Consider the following 22,123-nt stretch of genomic DNA (forward strand, 5'->3'; position numbering starts at 1 on the left):
CAGGGCCATACGGAAAATGCGACCGCCAGCCTTTTCGGCGAACCATTGACTGCCCCTGGCTGCTGAGCAGTGCACCGCATCACCAAGGAGATAGCTGCGATGCCCAGTTCGATGCCCGTCCAGCAGCGCCGGTTCCCCCTGCACATCCACATCAGCATCCTGTTCACCTGCCTGCTGTTGCTGACCGGCACCCTGTTGGGGATCTTCAATTACCAGCACACCACCCGCATCATCCTCTCCAGCAGCGAAAAACTCTTCGGCAAGATCCAGGAAGATGTCCAGCTGGACCTGCAGCACACCTACCAGCCGATTCGGCACCTGCTAAGCCTGCTGGCCATCGACCCCTGCAACTCGGCCACCACCCTGGCAGAACGCCTGGCCCTGCTGCGGCCCTTTACCCAGGCACTCAACGACAACCCCAACCTCGCCTCGCTGTACCTGGGCTATACCGACGGTGACTTCTTCATGGTCCGACCGCTGCGCGACCCGGCGCTGCGGGCCTACGTCAAGGGGCCGGAGAACGCGGCCTTCCAGGTCTGGAGCATCGAGCGCAATGCCGGCAAGGGCAGCCTGCAGTCGCAATCGCTGTTCTACGATGCCAACCTGAACCTGATCAGCCGCCAGGAAAACCCCGAGGAGATCTACGACCCACGCAGCCGCGCCTGGTTCGACACCGCCCTGGGCGGCACTGGCCAGATCACCACCGAACCCTATGTATTCTTCTCGACCCACAATGTCGGTACCACACTGGCCCGACGCAGTTCCCCGACGGTGGTGGTGGCCGCCGACCTGACCCTGGAGGACCTGTCGGCCACCCTGGGCAAACACAAGGTCACCCCCGATACCGAGATCGTCCTGTTCGACGACCAGGGCAATGCGGTGGCCTACCCCGACTACGGCAAGCTGACCGCCCAGGGCGGCGATCGACTGACGCCGGTCCGCGAGTTGAGCCCGGCACTGCAACAGTTCATGGACCCGGCCAACCCGTCCGGCCGCCACATGCGCACCCGCGATCGGCAGTGGATCGTCGCCCGCAGCAATCTCGCCGAAGGCGGCCCGACCGGGCTGCACCTGGCCCTGCTGGTACCGGAGGATCAATTGCTGGCCGATGCCTACCGGCTGCGCTGGCAAGGCGCGCTGCTGACCCTGGCGACGCTGCTGCTCTGCCTGCCGCTGGGCTGGCTGACCTCCAGGATCCTGGTCAAGCCGCTGCATGCGCTGGTGCGCGAAGCCGATGCGATCCGCAGCTTCAACTTCAACTACCCGGCCACCCCGAACTCGCCGGTACTGGAAGTCGACCAGTTGACCGTATCGATGAGCCGCATGAAAGGGACCCTGGCCAGCTTCTTCGAGATATCCGCCAGCCTGTCGGCGGAAACCCGCTTCGAGCAGTTGCTGCAACTGGTACTCAACGAAACCATAAAGATCGGCCAGGCCCGGGCGGGCCTGCTCTATCTGGTCAACGGCGAGAACCGCCGACTGGAGCCCCAGGCGCTGATCATCGACGGTATCCAGCACGCCCCGCAGCAGTTCGACATCCGCAGCGACGCCGCCACGGACAGCCGACGCGCGGACTGGCTGAGCCGGCTCGACAGCCACAACAGCACGGTCAGCACCCTCGGTTTCGAGCAGGCCGATGACTTGCAACGGGTGATGATCGCCCTGGAAACGCCGCGCATTCACCTGATCGGCATCCGCCTGCACAACCGCCATGGCGAAACCGTGGGGGTCCTGGCGCTGCTGCTGCCCGACAGCGGCACCGAAGCCGACCTGGAAAACCTCAAGCCCGACCGCATCGCCTTCATCAGCGCGGTGTCCGGCACGGCAGCGGCGTGCATCGAGAGCCAGCACCTGCAGGTCAGGCAGAAGCAACTGCTCGATGCGTTCATCCAGCTGCTGGCAGGCGCCATCGACGCCAAGAGCCCCTATACCGGCGGCCATTGCCAGCGCGTACCGGTGCTCACCCAGATGCTGGCCAGGGCCGCGGCCGCCAGCGAGCAGCCGGCGTTCCGTGACTACAACCCTTCGGAGGACGAGTGGGAGGCCCTGCATGTGGCGGCCTGGCTGCATGATTGCGGCAAGGTCACGACGCCGGAATATGTGGTCGACAAGGCGACCAAGCTGGAGACCCTCCACGATCGCATCCACGAAGTACGTACGCGTTTCGAAGTGCTCAAGCGTGATGTCTGGATCGACTATTGGCAGACCCGCGCCACCACCGCTGCCGAGGAGCAGGCGCTTGCCGTTTCACGGGACGCCCGCCTGAGCGCACTGGACGACGATTTCGCCTTTGTCGCCCAGTGCAACCTGGGCAGCGAGGCCATGGCCGAGGCCGACCTGGAGCGGCTGCGCAAGATTGCCCAGCGCACCTGGAGCCGCACCCTGGATGATCGTCTCGGCGTGTCCTGGGAAGAACACCGGCGCCAGGAACGCACCCCGGCACCCACCCTGCCCGTCACCGAGTACCTGCTGGCCGACAAGCCCGAGCACCTGTTCGAACGCAGCGACAGCGAACGGATGCCGGCCGACAATCCCTGGGGCTTCCAGCTCGATGTCCCGCCCTGCAAGTTCAACCGCGGCGAGCTGTACAACCTGAGCATCACCCGCGGCACCCTGACCCGCGAAGAGCGCTACATCATCAACGATCACATGGTGCAGACCATCATCATGCTCAGCCGCCTGCCCTTCCCCGGCCATCTGTCGATGGTCGCGGAAATCGCCGGCGGTCATCACGAGAAGATGGACGGGACCGGTTACCCGAAACGCCTGAGGCGCGAGCAGATGAGCCTGCCGGCGCGGATGATGGCGATCGCCGATATCTTCGAGGCACTGACCGCCGCCGACCGGCCCTACAAGAAGGCCAAGTCGCTGAGCGAGGCGCTGAACATCATGGCCGCGATGTGCCGCGATGCCCATATCGACCCACAATTGTTCGAGCTGTTCATGCAGGAGGAGATCTACCTGCAATATGCCAACAGCTATCTGCAGCCCCAGCAGATCGATGCGATCGACGTACCGGGGCTGCTGGCCAAGGCCGGTCTGAAGGCCTGAGGCCGCGTCAGCAGTCGGTCAGGCGGAGGAAGATCGCCGCCAGTTGCTCGATGCCCGCCTGGTCTTCGACGGTGAAGCGGGCCAGGCGTGGACTGTCGAGATCGAGCACGCCGATCAGACGGCCCTCCTTGACCAGTGGCACCACCAGTTCACTGTTCGAGGCGCTGTCACAGGCGATATGCCCGGGGAACGCATGCACGTCCTCCACCCGCTGGGTCTGCCGGCTGGCCGCCGCCGCACCGCAGACCCCACGCCCGAAGGGAATGCGAACACAGGCGATCTGTCCCTGGAACGGGCCGAGCACCAGCTCGCCGTCGCGGTTGAGGTAGAAACCGGCCCAGTTCAGATCCTCCAACTGGTTGAACAGAAACGCCGAGAACTGCGCCGAGTTGGCGATGAAATCGCGCTCGTCCGCCAACAGCGACTCCAACTGCGCACAGAGCAGCCCGTAGCCGTCCAACCCTGCGCCAGCCTTTTGCAAATCAATCATGGTGCCTGCTCCAACAACTTCAATCCAACCCAATACCGCGCAAACTGATAGGCGCAGCGACCGTTGCGGTTACCCCGCCCGGTGGCCCAGCGTACCGCCAGAACATCCAGTTCGTCATCACGCTGCCACGCAAGGCCGGCCTTGCGCGCCAACTCGCCGATCCAGTGCTCGACCACGCTGAGGTAGTGCTCCTGGGTGAACGGATAGAACGACAGCCACAAGCCGAACCGATCGGAAAGGGCGATCTTGTCCTCCACCGCTTCGCTCGGGTGCAGCTCGCCATCGACGCGTTTCCAGTTCTCGTTGTCACTCTCCTTCTCCGGCACCAGGTGCCGGCGGTTCGACGTGGCGTACAGCAACACGTTGTCCGGTGCCTGCTCCAGCGAACCATCGAGCACGCTCTTGAGCACCCGGTAGTCACCCTCGCCGGACTCGAACGAAAGATCGTCGCAGAACAGTACGAAACGCTGCGGCAGCCTGGTCAGTTGTTCCACCACCCGCGGCAGATCCGCCAGGTGGTCGCGCTCGATCTCGATCAGGCGCAGGCCGGCACCGGCATGTTCGGCCAGCAGGGCCCGCACCAGCGACGACTTGCCGGTGCCACGCGAACCCCAGAGCAGGGCATGGTTGGCCGGCAGGCCGTCGATGAACTGCCGGGTATTGCGGGCCAGTTGTTCACGCTGCTTGTCGACGCCGATCAGGTCGGACAGGCGCATGTCCAGGCTGACCTCGAGCGGCAACAGGAACCCCGTGCGACCTTCGCGCTGCCAGCGGGCCGCCAGGCAACGATCCCAGTCGATCACCTGGCGGGTGGCGGGCAACAGCGGTTCCAGACGGGAAAGGAACGCGTCGGCGCGCTCCAGAAAGGCATTCAATCGAGCATCCACGACTTTTCCTCGGGCAAGTTCACACTCATGATGTCGCGTCGGCGCCACAGGGCGCTTGAAAATCAAGCAGGCTGTCTCGGCAAACACCCGATCAGGGCGCCACCACTTGTCTGCCGGTGCTATCGAAGGATCAGCTATGCTTGCCCGGCGAAGGGAAACGAATGTGGTACATCATCCCATGGATATAAAATTCACCCAGCGCTTGTCCTACAAGCAAGCCCGATCGACCGTGGTGGTCGGGTTCATTCTGGGGACGCTGCTCAGCCTGCTGCAGATCGGTCTCGATTATGCCAGCGAAAACGCCTCCATCAATCGTGAAATCCTTTCGCTGCTGGAAATCAGCCACAATCCCGCCTCACGGATCGCCTACAACATCGATGCCGAACTGGCCCAGGAACTGGCGCTGGGGCTGCTGCACTCGCCAGCGGTGCTGCGGGCAAAACTGACCGACAACAACAATGCGGTGCTGGCCAGCGTCGAGCGGCCCCGCCAGGATGGCCGCTACCGGGCGATCAGCGACTTTCTCTTCGGCGCCGACCGGCAGTTCGAGGACCGCCTGTTCCTCGACCACCTGCCGAACGAATCCCTCGGCGTCCTGCACCTGGATGTCGACACCTACACCTTCGGCATCCGTTTCCTCAAACGCGCCGAAATCAGCCTGCTCAACGGGTTGATCCATGGCCTGATCCTGACCGGCATCCTCCTGGCACTGTTCTACGTGATGCTGACCAAGCCCCTGGTCAGGGTCATCGATGCGCTGGCCAGCACCCAGCCGGGAGCCCCCCGGCAAGCGCGACTGGAGTTTCCACCCGGCCATGAAAAGGACGAGATCGGTGTACTGGTCAAGGTTGCCAACCAGCAGTTCGACATCATGGCCACCGAGATCCAGCAGCGGCGCAACGCCGAAAACCGCCTGACCGACTACCTCGGGCAACTGGAAAACATCGTCTCGGCCCGGACCACCGAACTCAAGGCGATCAACGCCCGCCTGAGCCAGTCCAACCAGGAGCTGGAAGTGGCCCGCAGTACGGCGCTGAACATGGCCCAGGCACGCTCGGCCTTCCTGGCCAACATGAGCCATGAAATCCGTACGCCGTTGAACGGCCTGCTCGGCATGATCGCGCTGTCGCTCGACAGCTCACTGAATGCCGAGCAACGCCAGCAACTGTCGATTGCCCACGACTCGGGAAAGGTCCTGGTGGAACTGCTCAACGATATCCTCGACCTGTCGAAGTTCGACGCCGGGCAACTGGAGCTGGAACGGATCCCCTTCGATCTCGGCGCACTGATCGAGGATACCGCCAACCTGCTCTCGCAGAATGCCGCCCCCAGCGTCGAGCTGGCCTGCCTGATCGAGCCGCAGTTCCCCGCCCTGGTGCTGGGCGACCCGACCCGGGTTCGGCAGATCGTCAGCAACCTGCTGTCCAACGCCCTGAAGTTCACCCGCTTCGGTCGCGTCGACGTACGCCTGACGGCCCGCGACGACGGCGTGCGGATCGAAGTCTGCGACACCGGTATCGGCATCGCCCAGGAAGCCCAGGCGAAGATCTTCCAGCCATTCACCCAGGCCGGCGCCGGCATCACTCGCCAGTACGGCGGTACCGGGCTCGGCCTGGCCCTGACCTACAACCTTTGCGAAGCGATGAAGGGCCGCCTGACCATCAGTTCCGAAGTCGGCTTCGGCAGCCAGTTCTGCGCCGAACTGCCGCTGCCCTGCCACACCCCCGCCGCCCCGCCGAAGCCGCTCAACGGCCGGATCATCGCGGTCAGTTCCGCAGGCAGCGGCCTGAGCGAAATGCTCGACAACCAGTTGCCGGCCTGGGGCCTGCAATACAAGCGCTACGGGATCGACGACAGCCTGGCCGGCCTGCAGATCGACCTGCTGATCACCGACTGCCCCGAATGCCTGTTCGGCCTGCGACCGGCCATCACCGCACCGATCCTGCTGGTGACCGCCTACGGCAACTTCATGCCCACCGAGGAGGCCAGCGCCCTGGCTCCCCTGCAACAACAGGCACGCCCCCTGGCGCGGAATGCGCTGTACCAGATCCTGCAGCGCACCCTGCAAGTGGATGACCCCGAGGCTCAATCGGTCCAGGCCCAGGACAGCCCGCCCCAGCGGCGCGGCCGGATCCTGTTGGTCGAGGACAACCCGGTCAACCAACTGGTCGCCAAGGGCATGCTCGGCAAGCTGGGCTGCGAGGTGACCGTGGCGGCCCATGGTGGCGAAGCGCTGAGCCAGCTGGAGCAGCAGGATTTCGACATGGTGCTGATGGATTGCAACATGCCGGTCATGGATGGCTACGAGGCCAGTCGGCAGATCCGCCGCAGCGGACGCTGGCCGAACCTGCCGATCGTGGCCCTGACCGCCAACGCCATGCCCGAGGAGCGCGAACGCTGCCGGGCAGCGGGCATGAACGACTACCTGGCCAAGCCGTTCCGCCGCGAGGAACTGATGGCGTTGCTCGAACTCTGGGTCGCGCCGCAGATCACCTGACGTACGCCAGCAACTGGTCCAGACCGTCGCGCAACTGATCGAGCCGAGCCAGATCGATACCGCTGTCACAGAGCAGTTGCGCCTTGAGCGGCGCAACCTGCTCGCGCAGTGCCCAACCGGCCGGGGTCAGGCTCAGGTGCACCTCGCGCTCGTCATCGGGCGAGCGCCGGCGCTGTACCAGTTCCATCTGCTCCAGGCGCTTGAGCAACGGCGTCAGCGTCCCCGAATCGAGCAGCAGCCTTTCGCCCAGCGCCTTGACCGTGGGCTGCTGCGGCGCACTGTCGTGCCACTCCCACAGCACCAGCATCGCCAGGTACTGTGGATAAGTCAGTCCCAAGCGGTCGAGCATCGGCTTGTAGCCACGGATCACCGCCCGCGACGCCGCATAGAGCTTGAAGCACAGTTGGCGGTCGAGCCGCAGCGAATCGGCGGGCAGATCATTCATGCTCGAGCAGGTCTTCGATCTCGCGGACCATGTCATCGGGCTTGGTCAGCGGGGCAAAACGCTTGACCACCTTGCCATCGCGGCTGATCAGGAACTTGGTGAAGTTCCACTTGATGCGCTCGGAGCCCAGCAACCCGGGAGCGTCCTTCTTCAGTTGCACGAACAGCGGGTGTGCCCCGGAACCATTGACCTCGATCTTCTTGAACAGCGGGAAGCTGACGCCATAGTTCAGCTCGCAGAATTCGGAAATCGCCGCTTCGTTGCCCGGCTCCTGCTTGCCGAACTGGTTGCAGGGAAAACCGAGGACCACCAGCCCCTGGTCCTTGTAGTGCTGCCAGAGCGCTTCGAGCCCCTTGTACTGCGGGGTGAAACCGCACTTGCTGGCGGTGTTGACCACCAACAGGGCCTTGCCGGCGAAGTCGGCGAGAGTCTTCTGCTCGCCCTTGATAGTGGTGCACGGGATGTTCAGCAGGTTTGCGCTCATGACGGTTCCTCCATTGAATGCCGATCAAGATAGCGAGCAATTTAATTGCACACAATTCAATTGCTCAAGTTTATATAGGGTCATATTCTTGCCGGATAGCACCAGGCCTGCGGCAACTCCCCCACCAGGCCCGGGACCGTCCTCACCTTCAGCCCTGAACCCGTGGCACCAGGTCCAGGCACACCGAGTTGATGCAGTAACGCAGGCCGGTCGGCGGCGGGCCATCGGGGAACACATGCCCCAGATGCGCATCGCAGCGCGCACAGACCACTTCGGTACGGATCATGCCGTGACTGGTGTCACGGATCTCGATCATCGCACTGTCGGCGATCGGCTCGTAGAAGCTCGGCCAGCCACAACCGGAATCGAACTTGGCCTTCGAATCGAACAGCGGCTCATTGCAGCAGATGCAATGATAGACACCATCGGTCTTGGTGCCATTGTATTTCCCCGAAAACGGCCGCTCCGTGCCTTTCAGGCGACAGACGTTGTACTGCTCCGGATCGAGCATGGCGCGCCATTCGTCCAGGGTTTTCTCCAGCTTTTCCATCATTGCACCTCGGCGGCAGATAAAACCCCGATCTGTACCTTTTCCACGGATCGGGTGGCACGTATGATTGCGCCTCGTTGAACGCCAGTCTGGCACCCGCTTGAACCGCATTCAAATCGGATTTTCCGCAGCGGCGGCAAGGGGCCACGGGACGCGCCGCAAACGCAGTATTGCCACAGCGACCCCAGCGGGTCGCCTGGATCGTCCATTATCGGGATCACATCACCATGCAGGTCAGCAAATCGAACAAGCTCGCCAACGTCTGCTATGACATTCGCGGCCCGGTGCTCAAGCACGCCAAACGCCTGGAAGAGGAAGGCCATCGCATCCTCAAGCTGAACATCGGCAACCCGGCGCCCTTTGGTTTCGAAGCGCCGGACGAAATCCTCCAGGATGTGATCCGCAACCTGCCGACCGCCCAGGGCTACAGCGATTCCAAGGGTCTTTTCAGCGCGCGCAAGGCGGTGATGCAGTACTACCAGCAGAAGCAGGTCGAAGGTGTCGGTATCGAGGACATCTACCTGGGCAACGGCGTTTCCGAGCTGATCGTGATGTCGATGCAGGCCCTGCTCAACAACGGCGACGAAGTGCTGGTCCCGGCACCGGACTATCCACTGTGGACCGCCGCGGTCAGCCTGTCCGGCGGCAAGGCGGTGCATTACCTGTGCGACGAGCAGGCCAACTGGTGGCCTGACCTGGCCGACATCAAGGCCAAGATCACCCCCAACACCAGGGCCATGGTGATCATCAACCCGAACAACCCGACCGGCGCGGTGTATTCGAAGGAAGTCCTGCTGGGCATGCTCGAACTGGCCCGCCAGCACAACCTCGTGGTGTTTTCCGACGAGATCTACGACAAGATCCTCTACGACGACGCCGTGCACGTCTGCACCGCCTCGCTGGCACCGGACCTGCTGTGCCTGACCTTCAACGGCCTGTCCAAGTCCTACCGGGTCGCCGGCTTCCGCTCCGGCTGGATCGCCATCTCCGGTCCCAAGCACAATGCCCAGAGCTATATCGAAGGCCTCGACATTCTGGCCAACATGCGCCTGTGCGCCAACGTGCCGAGCCAGCATGCGATCCAGACCGCTCTCGGCGGCTACCAGAGCATCAACGACCTGGTGCTGCCACCCGGCCGCCTGCTGGAGCAGCGCAACCGCACCTGGGAACTGCTCAACGACATCCCCGGCGTCAGCTGCGTCAAGCCCATGGGCGCACTGTATGCCTTCCCGCGGATCGACCCCAAGGTCTGCCCGATCCACAACGACGAGAAGTTCGTCCTCGACCTGCTGCTCTCGGAAAAACTGCTGGTGGTACAGGGTACGGCCTTCAACTGGCCATGGCCGGATCACTTCCGGGTGGTCACCCTGCCACGGGTCGACGACCTGGAGCAGGCCATTGGCCGCATCGGCCACTTCCTGAAATCCTACCGCCAGTAATATCCTACAACCCACGGCGACTCCCGAGTGGCGTCGCCGTGCGGCCCCTCTCTCATCAGCTGTTTTTTGTATGCACATACGTCGTTCGCCGAACTGTTCCGTGCAATGCTGTCAAAGGCTCTGCAACGCAGTTTCCGCGGGCTACGACCGGCTGCGGGAAGAAAAACACCGACCTTTGTGATTCGGAAATGGCCGGCAGGATTCTACAATCGAGCTGTAGGACACAGTTTGAAATAGTCACCCGGTTGAATAGGCGGTAGCGGCACCTTATATACCCCGCATAAAGCGACATCTTTAGATGAGGAGATACTTTCAACCATGATGCGCATCCTGCTGTTCTTGGCTACCAACCTGGCGGTCGTGCTGATTGCCAGCATCACCCTGAGCCTTTTCGGCTTCAACGGGTTCATGGCGGCCAATGGGGTTGATCTCAACCTCAATCAGCTGCTGATCTTCTGTGCGGTCTTTGGTTTTGCCGGTTCGCTGTTCTCGCTGTTCATATCCAAATGGATGGCGAAGATGAGCACCAGTACCCAGATCATTACCCAGCCACGCACCCGCCACGAGCAATGGCTGCTGCAAACCGTCGAGCAACTGTCCCGTGAAGCCGGGATCAAGATGCCGGAGGTCGGCATCTTCCCGGCCTACGAGGCGAACGCCTTCGCCACCGGCTGGAACAAGAACGACGCGCTGGTCGCGGTCAGCCAGGGTCTGCTGGAGCGCTTCTCGCCCGATGAAGTGAAGGCCGTGCTGGCCCACGAGATCGGTCACGTGGCCAACGGCGACATGGTCACCCTGGCACTGGTCCAGGGCGTGGTGAACACCTTCGTCATGTTCTTCGCGCGGATCATCGGCAACTTCGTCGACAAGGTCATCTTCAAGAACGAAGAAGGCCAGGGTATCGCCTACTACGTGGCGACCATCTTCGCCGAACTGGTCCTGGGCTTCCTCGCCAGCGCCATCGTCATGTGGTTCTCGCGCAAGCGCGAATTCCGTGCCGACGAAGCCGGTGCCAGCCTGGCCGGTACCGCCGCAATGATTGGCGCCCTGCAGCGCCTGCGCGCCGAACAGGGCCTGCCGGTGCACATGCCCGACACGCTGAACGCCTTCGGTATCAACGGCGGCCTGAAGCAGGGCCTGGCCAAGATGTTCATGAGCCACCCGCCGCTGGAAGAGCGTATCGACGCCCTGCGTCGCCGCGGCTGACCGCCACTTGCGGGAGCCTGCCTGCTGGCTCCCACAGGGCACAGTACCCTCAGCCGATCCGGTTCCTCTCCAACCGATACACCCGTTCCTCAAGGCGAGTCACCCCCGCCTTGAGGAACTTCCAGCTCTCACCGAGCACATCCTTCTGCTCTTCCACCTGAACCTCCCACGCCGGCTCCAGCAGACTGCGCACCTCACCGTCGAGGACGGCGAAGGGCGGCCCGTTCAGCAGCGACTGGTCGTAGTCCAGCGTAATCAGCAGGCCCTGGCAGCCGCCGGGCAGAATCCGCGTCAGGTGGCTCGCATAACGTTGGCGCATCTCGGCTGGCAAGGCGATCATCGCAGCCCGGTCATAGAGCGCCGCACAGTCGGCGACGTCCTCGGCGCTCAGAGCGAAGAAATCCCCGCACCAGAGCTGCAGCGACCCGGCCTCGTAGATCCGGAAGCCGCCCTGCTCGCGCACCCGCGGCTGCAACTGACGCTCCAGGAAAAAGTCCTCGACCGCCTTCCTCGACAGCTCGACGCCCAGCACCCGCAATCCCTGCGCCGCCAGCCAGGCCAGATCGAGACTCTTGCCACACAATGGCACCAGCACCCGCCCACCCGGCTCCAACGGCAGGTCCGGCCAGTAGCGCTGCAGATAGGGATTGACCTGATCCAGATGAAAGCCGATCTGGCCGAGCTCCCAGCGTTTGTGCCAAAACTCAGGCTGCATGTTTAACCCCAATAATTCGATCAGAATCCACTAAAACTTATATTAGATTTAGATCAATGTTTTGAATGAAGATGGTGCCATCTTAACGCTCAGGACCTTGCCCATGTTCCCCAGCCTGTTCATCTCCCACGGCTCGCCCATGCTGGCCCTCGAACCCGGCGCCAGCGGCCCGGCCCTGGCCAGGCTGGCCGCCGAACTGCCACGACCCAGGGCCATCGTGATCGTCTCGGCGCACTGGGAAAGCCAGGGACTGCTGGTCGGCAGCAGCCCGCACCCGGAAACCTGGCATGACTTCGGCGGATTCCCCCGCGAACTGTTCGCCGTGCAGTACCCGGCACCGGGCCAGCCGGAGCTGGCTGCCGAGGTGGCCGGGCTGCTGACGCAGGCGGGCCTGCCGGCGCGGCTGGACGCCACCCGCCCCTTCGACCATGGCGTCTGGGTGCCGATGAAACTGATGTATCCCGAAGCCGATATCCCCATCGTCCAGGTCTCGCTGCCCAGCCACATGGGCCCGGCCTTGCAGACCCGCATCGGGCAGGCCCTGCGCGGCCTGCGCGAGCAGGGCATTCTGCTGGTGGGCTCCGGCAGCATCACCCATAACCTCGGCGAGCTGAACTGGCGCGCCGGCCCGGAGGTCATCGAACCCTGGGCCAAGGCCTTCCGCGACTGGATGGTGGAAAAGCTCGCCGCCGATGACGACGCCGCCCTGAACGACTATCGCCGCCAGGCCCCCCATGCCGTGCGCAACCACCCCAGCGACGAACATCTGCTGCCGCTGTACTTCGCCCGCGGCGCCGGCGAGCGGATGGGGATCGTTCACCAGGGCTTCACCCTGGGCGCGCTGGGCATGGACATCTACCGCTTCGACTGAGCAGGTATCATGACGCTGCCCGCGCAGGGGGGCGGTTTCATGGCCATGAGCAAGTCTTGAAATCCTGTTCACGGGCAAGCCCCGCTCCCGCAGGCCTCGAGCCAGGCGCACCGCCTGGCACCAGGCAAAAAAAATCCCCGAACCGGTCGGGGATTTTTTTATCGATCAATCAACCCAGGGCCGATCAATCCTCGCGGTAGCGACGCAGTTTCAGCTGCTTGCCGGCAACCCGGGTGTCCTTCAGCTTGGTCAGCAGGCGGTCCAGGCCTTCTTCAGGCAGTTCCACCAGGCTGAAGCTGTCACGCACCTGGATGCGACCGATGGCTTCACGTGCCAGGCCACCTTCATTGAGGATGGCGCCCAGCAGGTTCTTCGCCGCGATACCGTCACGCGCGCCCAGCGCGGTACGGCAACGGGCACGGCCTTCGGCCAGTGGCATCGGCGCACGACGTTCGCGCTCGGGACGATCGCCGGAACGCTCCGGACGCTCGCCACGCGGGGTGCTGTTCGGCACCAGCGGACGCTCTTTCTCGATCGCCGCCAGGTTCAGCGCCTGACCATTGGTGGCCTTGCGCAGCAGGGCCGCGGCCAGAGCGCGCGGGCTGCAACCGATGTCGGCGGTCAGGCGGTCGAGCAGATCGCCGTGAGTCGCTTCGGCCTCGGTCACCAGCGGAGCCAGGCTGTTGGTCAGTTTCTTGATGCGCGAGTCGAGAATCGCCTGGGCGTCCGGCAGACGCACTTCAGCCACTTTCTGCCCGGTCACACGCTCGATCACCTGCAGCATGCGGCGCTCACGTGGCGTCACCAGCAGCAGCGCACGACCTTCGCGACCGGCACGGCCGGTACGGCCGATACGGTGCACGTAGGACTCCGGATCGTACGGCATATCGACGTTGAACACGTGGGTGATGCGCGGTACGTCCAGGCCACGGGCGGCCACGTCGGTGGCGACGACGATGTCCAGGCGACCGTCCTTGAGCGAGTCGATCACGCGCTCACGCTGGTTCTGGGCAATGTCGCCGTTCAGGGCAGCAGCCTTGTAGCCCTTGGCTTCCAGGGCGCTGGCCAGGTCCAGGGTGGCCTGCTTGGTACGCACGAACATGATCAGCGCGTCGAAGTCCTCGACTTCCAGCAGGCTCAGCACGGCCGAGGTCTTCTGGTCGGCGTGAACCAGCAGGTGAGCCTGCTCGATCGCGGTGACGGTCTGGGTCTTGCTCTGGATCTTGACGTGTTTCGGGTCCTTGAGGTGACGCTCGGCGATCGCGCGGATCGACTGCGGCAGGGTGGCCGAGAACAGAACGGTCTGACGGCTTTCAGGCATGGCCTTGAAGATGACTTCCAGGTCATCCATGAAGCCGAGCTTGAGCATCTCGTCCGCTTCGTCGAGAACCAGGTGGTTCACGGTTGCCAGGACTTTTTCGTCGCGACGCAGGTGGTCGCACAGACGGCCTGGGGTGGCGACAACGATCTGTGCGCCATTACGGATTGCTTTCAACTGCGGGCCCATCGGCGCACCGCCATAGACGGCCACGACAGTCACGCCAGGCATCTGCTTGGCGTAGGTTTCGAAAGCGGTTGCAACTTGCAGCGCCAACTCACGGGTTGGGGCCAGGATCAGAGCTTGCGGCTCGCGCTTGGACGGATCGATGCGGTGCAGGATGGGCAGGGCGAAAGCGGCCGTCTTACCGGTACCGGTTTGTGCCTGACCAATCATGTCATGACCGGCAAGGATGATCGGGATCGACTGCTGCTGAATGGCCGAAGGCTCTTCGTAGCCGGTGGCGACTACTGCAGCGACAATACTGGGATGAAGTTCAAGAGCGGCGAAGCCGCCGATTTCCTGGGTCATGGGTCTGCCTCTAAGTGCATCCGCAAAGACCCATGCTCCAAAGCTGCGCATGCCGTGTAAGACTCTGAGAGTCACCCTGGCAGCTTTGTCGGCGGGGATTTGCGAAAACGATTGAATGAAAGGATCGTCGAGGATCGTCCGCTGGGGCGAACAGCACCCGAAGTTGTCTTCGGGCAATTGCATTCCTAAACGCGGCCCGGCTAAAGGCCGGCGCGCACTATACCGGAACTGACAAAAAAAGGGAGTTTTTTTTATCGGAAAACACCAGTTGACGGCCCTCTGCACCGGGCTTTGCGGATAACCGACCAACGGGTTGCCGACTGTCCGCGTGCCTGGCGGCTTAAACGATTCACTCGTCGGTTCGATGGCGACAGGGTTCAACTCGCCGGACGGATGTCCTTGATCAACGGCCGCAACGAATAGCCGAGGCGCGGTGCCAGGCCGTCAGCACGGGCAATCAGCGCGTCCATGTCCAACGCCTGGTCCAGGTCCGCCGGGATGATCAGGATGACATTGCCCTCCTTCACCGGCAGTTCCCAGTAATGCCGGTGATAAAGGCCGCGCAACAGGGCCGCGCCGAGCGGTTTGCCATCATCGGTGGCCCACTGGTTGATCACCAGCCAGCCACCGGGGTTGAGCTTCTTCTGGCAGTTTTCCAGGAAGCCCCAGGCCAGGTGCCCCGCCCCCGGGCCGACATCGGTATACAGGTCGACGAAGATCAGGTCCGCCGGCTCCGCCGTGTCCAGCAGTTCCAGGGCATCGCCGACTCGAATGTAGAGGCGCGGATCGTCATCCAGCCCCAGGTACTCGATGGCCAGTCGCGGCACGTCGGGGCGCAGCTCGATGGCCTCGACATCCTCCAGCGGCAGGAACTTCAGGCAGGCCTGGGTCAGCGTCCCGGCGCCCAGCCCGAGGAACAGCGCACTTTCCGGCTGCTCATGGCACAGGGCACCGATCAGCATCGCCCGGGTATAGTCATACTCCAGCCAGCTGGGATCGGCGGTAAACACGCAGCTCTGCTCGATCGCATCGCCAAATTCGAGAAAGCGGTAGTCCTCCACTTCCAGCACGCGAATCATGCCGAAGGCGTCGTGCACTTCAGCCAGCAGACGCTCGACGCGCTCCTCACTCATTTCAACTCCTTGGCGCAACCGGCCACTGCCGGCGCGATGAATCAGCCGCTCGGCCACGAGCGGCAAAGCGCGATTGTCAGCCATGCCACGGCAGCAGGTCACGTACTAATTTGCTGCTACCATGGGTGCCTTACCGTCAACGACTAGAGTGCATGATGAGCCAACCCTGGAGCCCTGACAGCTGGCGCCCCCTGCCGATCCAGCAACAACCGCAATACCCGGACGCCGCTCATCTGCTGCGCGTCGAACAGACCCTGGCCAGTTACCCACCGCTGGTGTTTGCCGGCGAAGCCCGCGAACTGCGTCGCCAGTTCGCCGAGGTCACCGAAGGCCGTGCCTTCCTGCTCCAGGGCGGCGACTGTGCGGAGAGCTTCGCGGAGTTCTCCGCGGCGAAGATTCGCGACACGTTCAAGGTGCTGTTGCAGATGGCGGTGGTCATGACCTTCGCCGCCGGCTGCCCGGTGGTCAAGGTCGGGCGCATGGCCGGCCAGTTCGCCAAGCCGCGCTCGGCCAATGACGAAACCCTCGATGGCGTGACCCTGCCGGCCTACCGTGGCGATATCGTCAATGGCATCGGCTTCGACGCCCAGAGCCGTGCGCCGGACCCCGAACGCCTGCTGCAGTCCTACCACCAGTCGACGGCCACCCTGAACCTGCTGCGGGCCTTCGCCCAGGGCGGCTTTGCCGACCTGCACCAGGTGCACAAGTGGAACCTGGACTTCATCGCCAACTCGGCCCTGGCCGAGAAGTACAGCCAGTTGGCCGACCGTATCGATGAAACCCTGGCCTTCATGCGCGCCTGCGGCCTGGACACTGCACCGCAACTACGCGAAACCAGCTTCTTCACCGCCCACGAAGCACTGCTGCTGAACTATGAGGAGGCCTTCGTCCGCCGTGACAGCCTGACCAACGACTACTACGACTGCTCGGCGCACATGCTCTGGATCGGCGACCGCACCCGCCAGCTCGACGGTGCCCACGTCGAATTCCTGCGCGGGGTGAACAACCCGATCGGGGTCAAGGTCGGTCCGAGCATGAACACCGACGAACTGATCCGCCTGATCGACATCCTCAACCCGGACAACGACCCCGGGCGCCTCAACCTGATCGTGCGCATGGGTGCGAACAAGGTGGGCGAGCACCTGCCATCGTTGATTCGTGCGGTGGAAAGCGAAGGCAAGCGCGTGCTGTGGAGTTCCGACCCGATGCACGGCAACACCATCAAGGCCAGCAGCGGCTACAAGACCCGCGACTTCGCGCAGATCCTCAGCGAAGTGAAGCAGTTCTTCCAGGTACACCAGGCCGAAGGCAGCTATGCCGGCGGCATCCACATCGAGATGACCGGGCAGAATGTCACCGAGTGCATCGGTGGTGCACGGCCGATTACCGAGGATGGATTGTCGGATCGGTACCACACCCACTGCGACCCGCGGATGAATGCCGACCAGTCGCTGGAACTGGCGTTCCTGATTGCCGAGACGCTCAAGCAGGTGCGGCGTTGAGCCAATGAGTTGTCTTGCAGTCAGGTAGATCGCATTCGCGGCGAATGCGATCTACCTGACTGCACATCTTTCAGAGCAGCCCACTCAACCGCCGTGCACTCTCGCGCGGACAATTGAGCTGGATATCCGCCAAGCCCAACCAGTCCGCCAACTGCCGCAGGTTGGCCGCCAGCGCCACCATACCCGCGTCGTCCAATCCGTGTTCCTCTTCATGCACCGCATGCACGGCCAACCGGCCCTGCGCCCGTTCGGCGCGCAGATCGACCCGCGCGGCAATCCGCTCGCCATGCAGGAACGGCAACACATAATAGCCATAGACCCGCTTGTGCTGCGGCGTGTAGATCTCCAGCCGATAGCGGAAATCGAACAATCGCTCGGTTCGGCTGCGCTCCCAGATCAATGAGTCGAACGGCGACAGCAAGGCGCTGGCCTCGACCTTGCGCGGCACCTTGACCGCTGCCGGACAGTACGCCGGCTGACGCCAGCCCTGTACCTGGCAGAGTTGCACTTCGCCCGCCTCCACCAGTTCCGCCAGACGCGCCCGGCTGTCGGCCGGGTCAAGCCGGTAGTAGTCGCGCAAATCCTTTTCGGTCGCCACCCCGAGGGCCAATGCCGCCTGACGCAGCAGCCCGCGCTGGGCCTCGGCCTCATCGACCGGTGCCTGCCCGAGCACCGCCCTGGGGATCACCCGCTCCGGCAGGTCGTAGAGCCGTTCGAAACCGCGGCGCCCGGCCACGGTGACCTCACCGGCGGCGAACAGCCATTCCAGCGCGTGTTTCTCGGCGCTCCAGTCCCACCAGGGCCCAGCCTTTTCCTCACGGTTCGACAGGCTGCCAGCCCCCAGCGCCCCACGCGCCTCGACCTGCGCCAGCACCCGGCGAATGGTGGCCTGCTGTTCGCGACCGAACTGCGCCATCTGTCTATAGATGCCCTCGCCCCGGGAAGCCCGCACCATGCGCCAGCGCATCAACGGATACAACGCCATCGGCAGCAACGAAGCCTCATGCCCCCAGTACTCGAACAACGTACGTCGTCGCCCCCGGCTCCAGGCGGCCTGGTCGAGCAGATCGGCGGGGTAGTTGCCCAGGCGGGAAAACAGCGGCAGGTAATGGGAACGCACCAGTGCATTGACCGAATCGATCTGCACCACACCCAGGCGCTCGATCAGGCGATTGACCTGCCGCGGCTGGATCGTCACCTGGCGCTGGCGGCTCTGGAATCCCTGGGCCGCCAGCGCCAGGCGACGGGCTTGCTTCAACGAAAACGACAGGTCTGCGGGCATGTACGCCTCCTTGTGAACCCGCAAACTACTCCAGTCGCCCCCTGTTTGGGTAGCACCGGCCCGCTCGCCATCAGCGGCCCTTGCCCAACGGATCGTTCCAGAAGTGCTGATGGGTTTCCCCATCGATATCGGCACGACTGAGCCCGATATCCTTGAGTGCATCGTCGCTCAACGACGCCAGCATCTGGCGCTCGCGGGACAACTCGTACCAGCGCGCCAACCGCTGCCACATACCCGACAGCGACAGCCCCGTACGCGCACTTGCGCCAACCAGCAGATAACCTTTCTGACCTTTCATCATCCTGCCCTCCAGTAGGGGATGACTGAAGTCTGTGCCTGGGGCTAAGATCAATCCAACGAATGTTTCTTATGCAACACATCTCGGAGATTGATGAGTTGTCCAGCTATCCCAGTATCGATATCGACGTCCTGCGCACCTTCGTCGCGATTGCCGAACACGGCGGTTTCACCAAGGCCGGGGAGATGGTCAATCGCACGCAATCGGCCGTGAGCATGCAGATGAAACGGCTGGAGGAAGATGTGCTGCAGCGTCAGCTGTTCGAACGCGACGGCCGGCAGATGCGCCTGACCGCCGAAGGCCAGGTCCTGCTCGGCTACGCCCGGCGGATCCTGAAACTGCAGAGCGAGGTGTTCAATACCCTGCGCGAACCGCACATGGTCGGGCTGGTGCGGATCGGCGTGCCCGATGACTATGTCATGCGTTTCCTGCCGGGCATCCTGTCGCGCTTCGCCCAGTCCTACCCGCTGGTGCAGATCGAAGTGAATGTAAGCGCGCGCCGGATTTGGCACTGAGCAGCGCCGGATTTGGCACCAGCACCGACCGCAGCGGGCGCGCACAGCTGAATTTAGTTGCCTCCCACGCCTGAGGGGCTCCCCAACTGCTCGACACTGAGCGACCAACTCAGGCGTTCTTCAGGATCAACAGGGACTACCGACTCTTGTACGATCCAGAAAGCCACCCCCTTGGGCACATCCTTGCGGGCGATATCTTCGATGGTCAGCCCACAGTCACACGGGGTCATAACGGCGACCGGCTCACCTGGGCGCTGATACACAATACGCATAGCCATCACTTACCTCCAAAAATCTGAACGCTGTTGTAGGGAAAATCCGTCATAACGAAATTTGCTCCAGTGCCCATACCAGCAGCGCTGACGCTTGTTACTCGCAGTGCGGAGACCGTGGGCGCCGCCGACCCGCCACTGGAGATGTTGATTGAGTTTGAGATTCCACCCACGGAGTAGCAAAAGCTGTAGTTTGGGTTTGCAAGCGGAGCGGCAAAGTTGATCGTAAAATCCCCTACACCGTTATCGGTGATGCTCGAAACATTGAAGCTGTCCCGCACTGCGACCGTTCCGGTGCCGTTCCATGACACCCAGGCCGAACAAGTGGCCCTAGCCGACCGGAGCTTCTTGGATGTCAGCACCGCCGTATCGTCGCTACCGGCGTCTACCTGCGCCTGTGAAGCCACCCGAGCAAGGCCAGGGACCGACTCAGTCGCCTGAGCCAAACGGTCTGTAATAGCCGCCAGCAGAGCGGTAATCTCAGCCTGAGAGTAGGTCGAAGCCTTTGGGTACGCATCATTGATGCCATATCCAGCAAGAGTCGTTGCCTTCGCCGCTTTGCCCGCCAGAGCATTTGTCATGGTTGTTGCAAAATTCGGGTCGTTGCCGAGGGCTGCCGCAAGCTCATTCAACGTATCCAGAGCCGCAGGCGAGGAACCAACCAAGGCTGAAATCGCGCTTTGAATGGCGGCTGATGTCTCTGTTTTGGTGAATGTATCCGTGATGCCGTAGCCCGCGATTGTCGAGGGCTTACCAGTTAGCTTCGCCCAAGTATTAGCAAGCGCCTGGAGAGCTTGAACCGCCTTCAACACCTGAGAGTCATCGCCCGGCGTGATGGTGAGCCCTGCTCCTAACACAAGGTTCACAAGCTCCCGCTGAATAGCATTAAGCCATTCAGGGGTAATGACCGTCGAATCTATTCCAGATCCTGGCTGGCCCTGCGTGAACTCTTTCGCCCCGTTTGCTGTTGTGGTGCTATCACCAATTCTCTGCATCAATTGTCTCCATAGCCAAAAAGCAAAATAGACTCGGCCGGCTTCATCTGACTGAGTCGACATTCAAGTGATTTGTTGCCCCAAGCCGCCAGCGGATCGCCGGCAGCAGCCAAGCCGGCCACGGCTTGACTTACCGTCACAGCAGGGGCGTTGACTCGCCATGCAAAGTTCCAGTCGCCGCCATAGAGCGCATCGCCAGCACGGGCAACACCCGCTCTTGCAGGCCGAAATGTCGTGATCGTGACGTCGTAGCCGAGGGACTTGGCCAGGGTGATGAAAAACGCCTTGCTCTGCCCCCCTCGACCACTCAACTTGCTAACGACGGCTTGGATACGCTGCCGTGTCGTCTGCTGGGCACCGATCAAACAGGGGTCCGGCAAAGCAAGTACGCGCTCCCAGTCGGCCACCCCCATGCCTGAATCGGCAAAGATCGCCGCATAGGTCGCCTCGGCCTGGTCGTCGGTAAGCGTGAGCGCGTTCGCCTCAGCCTCAATGGTGGCTGACAGCCTCGGGGCAGTACCATCGTATGACACTGGCGGTAGCAGCAGGCGGAGCTGGTCCGCGAGCGTCGTCACTCCAGCAGCCCCAGAATGATCCTGCCGGGACGAATCCACCCGATCAGATCGGGGTCATCCGAAGCCTTTACGTTGCCCGCTGGTGCGGTAACGGAACGGTCAACAACACCGGCAAGGTTGTTAATCATTGCCTCAATCTGAGAGCGCTTGAGCGTGACACGGGGCTGGATTGCACCGAGCAGTGCGCTGTAGGCGACATCTGCTGCCGCTTGAACCTCTGCCAAGGTGTAACCGTCCTCAAGCTCGACCAACGCCGCCGCATCAACAACCCGCTCCGTCGGCGCGTAGACCCATACATCTGCGATGACGGAGCACTGGCTCAAGACGTAGTCGAGGCAACGGGCGATCACCTCGGCCGAGGGGTTGCCGGTACTGGCAGTAATGATCACATCGACTGTCCCGGCACCGCGACGACCAGGAATGACCAGAGCATCTGCAACCCCATCGACGCTCTTGGCCCACCGCTTGAAGTCGTAGACCGTGCCACCCGCAGGAGGCGACTGCATCACGTCGAGCAGGCGGGCGAGCAACGACTCGGCCTTCTCCTGGTCCTCGCCGCCGGTCGTATCTCCGACGAAGACGGCATTTGAGTCCATGCCCAGGGGCGGACTGGTCAGCACCAGGGCGCCGGTCAGCTTATTGAGGGCGATACCGACAGTCGCAGCCCTAACTACAACTGACACCGAACCACTGGAGCCAATTACAGCACCGGCCAGAGCAGTGAACTGCTCGCCGGTTGCAACATGAGTCAACGCAGCCCCTTGCAGAAGCTCAACACCAGCAACACCGCTCAATAAAACAGTACCGGTTGCCGCAACGGGCTGTTTACGAGGAACACCACGAATCGCCGCTGCATGCACAAGTTCTTCTTCATCAGCGGTATCCGGGAATATCTGTCGATATACCCAAGCAATTTTCTGATATAGCCCCTCAATAGCAGCCGACACCGCTGCCGAACGCACATAGTTGTCGCTATCAGTGCCGATATCAGCCTCAGAGTCGAGGTCGCGAATGTCTCGCAGAATTGCCGCCAGAATGTCGTCCAGGGAAGGCGCCGAGAAGGCCAT

At 62.7% G+C, this 22,123-nt stretch carries 18 protein-coding genes and 2 pseudogenes; 7 read left to right on the top strand and 13 right to left on the bottom strand.

What is annotated here, in order from left to right:
* The first annotated feature begins 99 nt into the window (after positions 1-99).
* Positions 100-3,051 carry an HD domain-containing phosphohydrolase gene (locus tag PF66_RS12905; RefSeq protein ID WP_054058822.1) on the top strand — a complete coding sequence of 984 codons (2,952 nt, stop codon included), beginning with the start codon at positions 100-102 and terminating at the stop codon, positions 3,049-3,051.
* Between the two features lie 7 nt (positions 3,052-3,058).
* Here the strand turns inward: PF66_RS12905 and PF66_RS12910 are convergent, their stop codons facing one another.
* Complete coding sequence (locus PF66_RS12910) at positions 3,059-3,541, bottom strand: GAF domain-containing protein (RefSeq protein ID WP_054058823.1); 483 nt, start codon at positions 3,539-3,541, stop codon at positions 3,059-3,061.
* Positions 3,538-4,428 carry an ATP-binding protein gene (locus tag PF66_RS12915; protein WP_054058824.1) on the bottom strand — a complete coding sequence of 297 codons (891 nt, stop codon included), beginning with the start codon at positions 4,426-4,428 and terminating at the stop codon, positions 3,538-3,540. Before PF66_RS12915 ends, PF66_RS12910 begins: the two co-directional genes overlap by 4 nt.
* Before the next feature lie 178 nt (positions 4,429-4,606).
* Between PF66_RS12915 and PF66_RS12920 the strand changes: the two genes are divergently transcribed.
* Positions 4,607-6,925 (top strand): response regulator, encoded by a 2,319-nt coding sequence (locus PF66_RS12920; protein WP_054058825.1) that lies wholly within the window; start codon positions 4,607-4,609, stop codon positions 6,923-6,925.
* Here the strand turns inward: PF66_RS12920 and PF66_RS12925 are convergent.
* From PF66_RS12925 to msrB, 3 genes are all read right to left on the bottom strand, one after another.
* Positions 6,918-7,370, bottom strand: coding sequence for a MarR family winged helix-turn-helix transcriptional regulator (locus PF66_RS12925; protein WP_054058826.1), 453 nt, complete (start codon positions 7,368-7,370; stop codon positions 6,918-6,920). The two genes, PF66_RS12920 and PF66_RS12925, sit on opposite strands and share 8 nt — an antisense overlap.
* Positions 7,363-7,854, bottom strand: a complete 492-nt coding sequence (locus tag PF66_RS12930) for a glutathione peroxidase (protein ID WP_054062902.1) — start codon at positions 7,852-7,854, stop codon at positions 7,363-7,365. Before PF66_RS12930 ends, PF66_RS12925 begins: the two co-directional genes overlap by 8 nt.
* A 148-nt stretch (positions 7,855-8,002) precedes the next feature.
* A complete protein-coding gene (gene msrB, locus PF66_RS12935; RefSeq protein ID WP_054058831.1) occupies positions 8,003-8,404 on the bottom strand; it encodes a peptide-methionine (R)-S-oxide reductase MsrB in 402 nt (133 codons plus the stop codon).
* 227 nt (positions 8,405-8,631) lie between these two features.
* On the opposite strand from msrB, the gene PF66_RS12940 reads away from it, so the two are divergent.
* Together PF66_RS12940 and htpX are read left to right on the top strand one after the other, a co-directional pair.
* Positions 8,632-9,843, top strand: coding sequence for a pyridoxal phosphate-dependent aminotransferase (locus tag PF66_RS12940; protein ID WP_017905666.1), 1,212 nt, complete (start codon positions 8,632-8,634; stop codon positions 9,841-9,843).
* Between the two features lie 318 nt (positions 9,844-10,161).
* Complete coding sequence (htpX, locus tag PF66_RS12945) at positions 10,162-11,049, top strand: protease HtpX (protein ID WP_054058828.1); 888 nt, start codon at positions 10,162-10,164, stop codon at positions 11,047-11,049.
* A 49-nt stretch (positions 11,050-11,098) separates the two neighbouring features.
* Here htpX and PF66_RS12950 read toward each other — a convergent pair whose 3' ends face one another.
* Positions 11,099-11,764, bottom strand: coding sequence for a thiopurine S-methyltransferase (locus PF66_RS12950; RefSeq protein WP_054058829.1), 666 nt, complete (start codon positions 11,762-11,764; stop codon positions 11,099-11,101).
* 103 nt (positions 11,765-11,867) lie between these two features.
* On the opposite strand from PF66_RS12950, the gene PF66_RS12955 reads away from it, so the two are divergent.
* Positions 11,868-12,635, top strand: coding sequence for a DODA-type extradiol aromatic ring-opening family dioxygenase (locus tag PF66_RS12955; protein WP_054062903.1), 768 nt, complete (start codon positions 11,868-11,870; stop codon positions 12,633-12,635).
* A 184-nt stretch (positions 12,636-12,819) separates the two neighbouring features.
* On the opposite strand, the pseudogene PF66_RS12960 reads toward PF66_RS12955, so the two are convergent.
* Both PF66_RS12960 and PF66_RS12965 read right to left on the bottom strand, forming a co-directional pair.
* Positions 12,820-14,518 (bottom strand): annotated as a pseudogene (locus tag PF66_RS12960) (DEAD/DEAH box helicase).
* Positions 14,519-14,861: 343 nt separating this feature from the next.
* Complete coding sequence (locus PF66_RS12965) at positions 14,862-15,617, bottom strand: spermidine synthase (RefSeq protein ID WP_054062904.1); 756 nt, start codon at positions 15,615-15,617, stop codon at positions 14,862-14,864.
* 155 nt (positions 15,618-15,772) lie between these two features.
* Between PF66_RS12965 and PF66_RS12970 the strand changes: the two genes are divergently transcribed.
* Complete coding sequence (locus PF66_RS12970) at positions 15,773-17,119, top strand: class II 3-deoxy-7-phosphoheptulonate synthase (RefSeq protein ID WP_054060770.1); 1,347 nt, start codon at positions 15,773-15,775, stop codon at positions 17,117-17,119.
* Positions 17,120-17,189: 70 nt separating this feature from the next.
* Here PF66_RS12970 and PF66_RS12975 read toward each other — a convergent pair whose 3' ends face one another.
* Positions 17,190-18,401: a winged helix-turn-helix domain-containing protein gene (locus PF66_RS12975; RefSeq protein ID WP_054062905.1), complete on the bottom strand. Its 1,212-nt coding sequence runs from the start codon at positions 18,399-18,401 to the stop codon at positions 17,190-17,192.
* A gap of 70 nt (positions 18,402-18,471) precedes the next feature.
* On the bottom strand, positions 18,472-18,702 hold the full coding sequence (locus PF66_RS12980) for a DUF1127 domain-containing protein (RefSeq protein WP_081009841.1): 231 nt from the start codon (positions 18,700-18,702) through the stop codon (positions 18,472-18,474).
* Positions 18,703-18,797: 95 nt separating this feature from the next.
* On the opposite strand from PF66_RS12980, the pseudogene PF66_RS12985 reads away from it, so the two are divergent.
* A pseudogene (locus PF66_RS12985) lies at positions 18,798-19,187 on the top strand (LysR family transcriptional regulator); the annotation flags it as partial.
* Positions 19,188-19,491: 304 nt separating this feature from the next.
* Here the strand turns inward: PF66_RS12985 and PF66_RS33435 are convergent.
* From PF66_RS33435 to PF66_RS13005, 3 genes are read right to left on the bottom strand one after another with little or no spacing between them, the layout of a single operon-like run.
* Positions 19,492-20,481, bottom strand: coding sequence for a hypothetical protein (locus PF66_RS33435; protein WP_054062907.1), 990 nt, complete (start codon positions 20,479-20,481; stop codon positions 19,492-19,494).
* Positions 20,481-21,056 (bottom strand): YmfQ family protein, encoded by a 576-nt coding sequence (locus PF66_RS13000; RefSeq protein ID WP_054062908.1) that lies wholly within the window; start codon positions 21,054-21,056, stop codon positions 20,481-20,483. Before PF66_RS13000 ends, PF66_RS33435 begins: the two co-directional genes overlap by 1 nt.
* On the bottom strand, positions 21,053-22,123 hold the full coding sequence (locus PF66_RS13005) for a baseplate J/gp47 family protein (RefSeq protein WP_054062909.1): 1,071 nt from the start codon (positions 22,121-22,123) through the stop codon (positions 21,053-21,055). Before PF66_RS13005 ends, PF66_RS13000 begins: the two co-directional genes overlap by 4 nt.

Source organism: Pseudomonas asplenii (assembly GCF_001293465.1).
GTDB classification, from domain to species: Bacteria; Pseudomonadota; Gammaproteobacteria; order Pseudomonadales; family Pseudomonadaceae; genus Aquipseudomonas; species Aquipseudomonas fuscovaginae_B.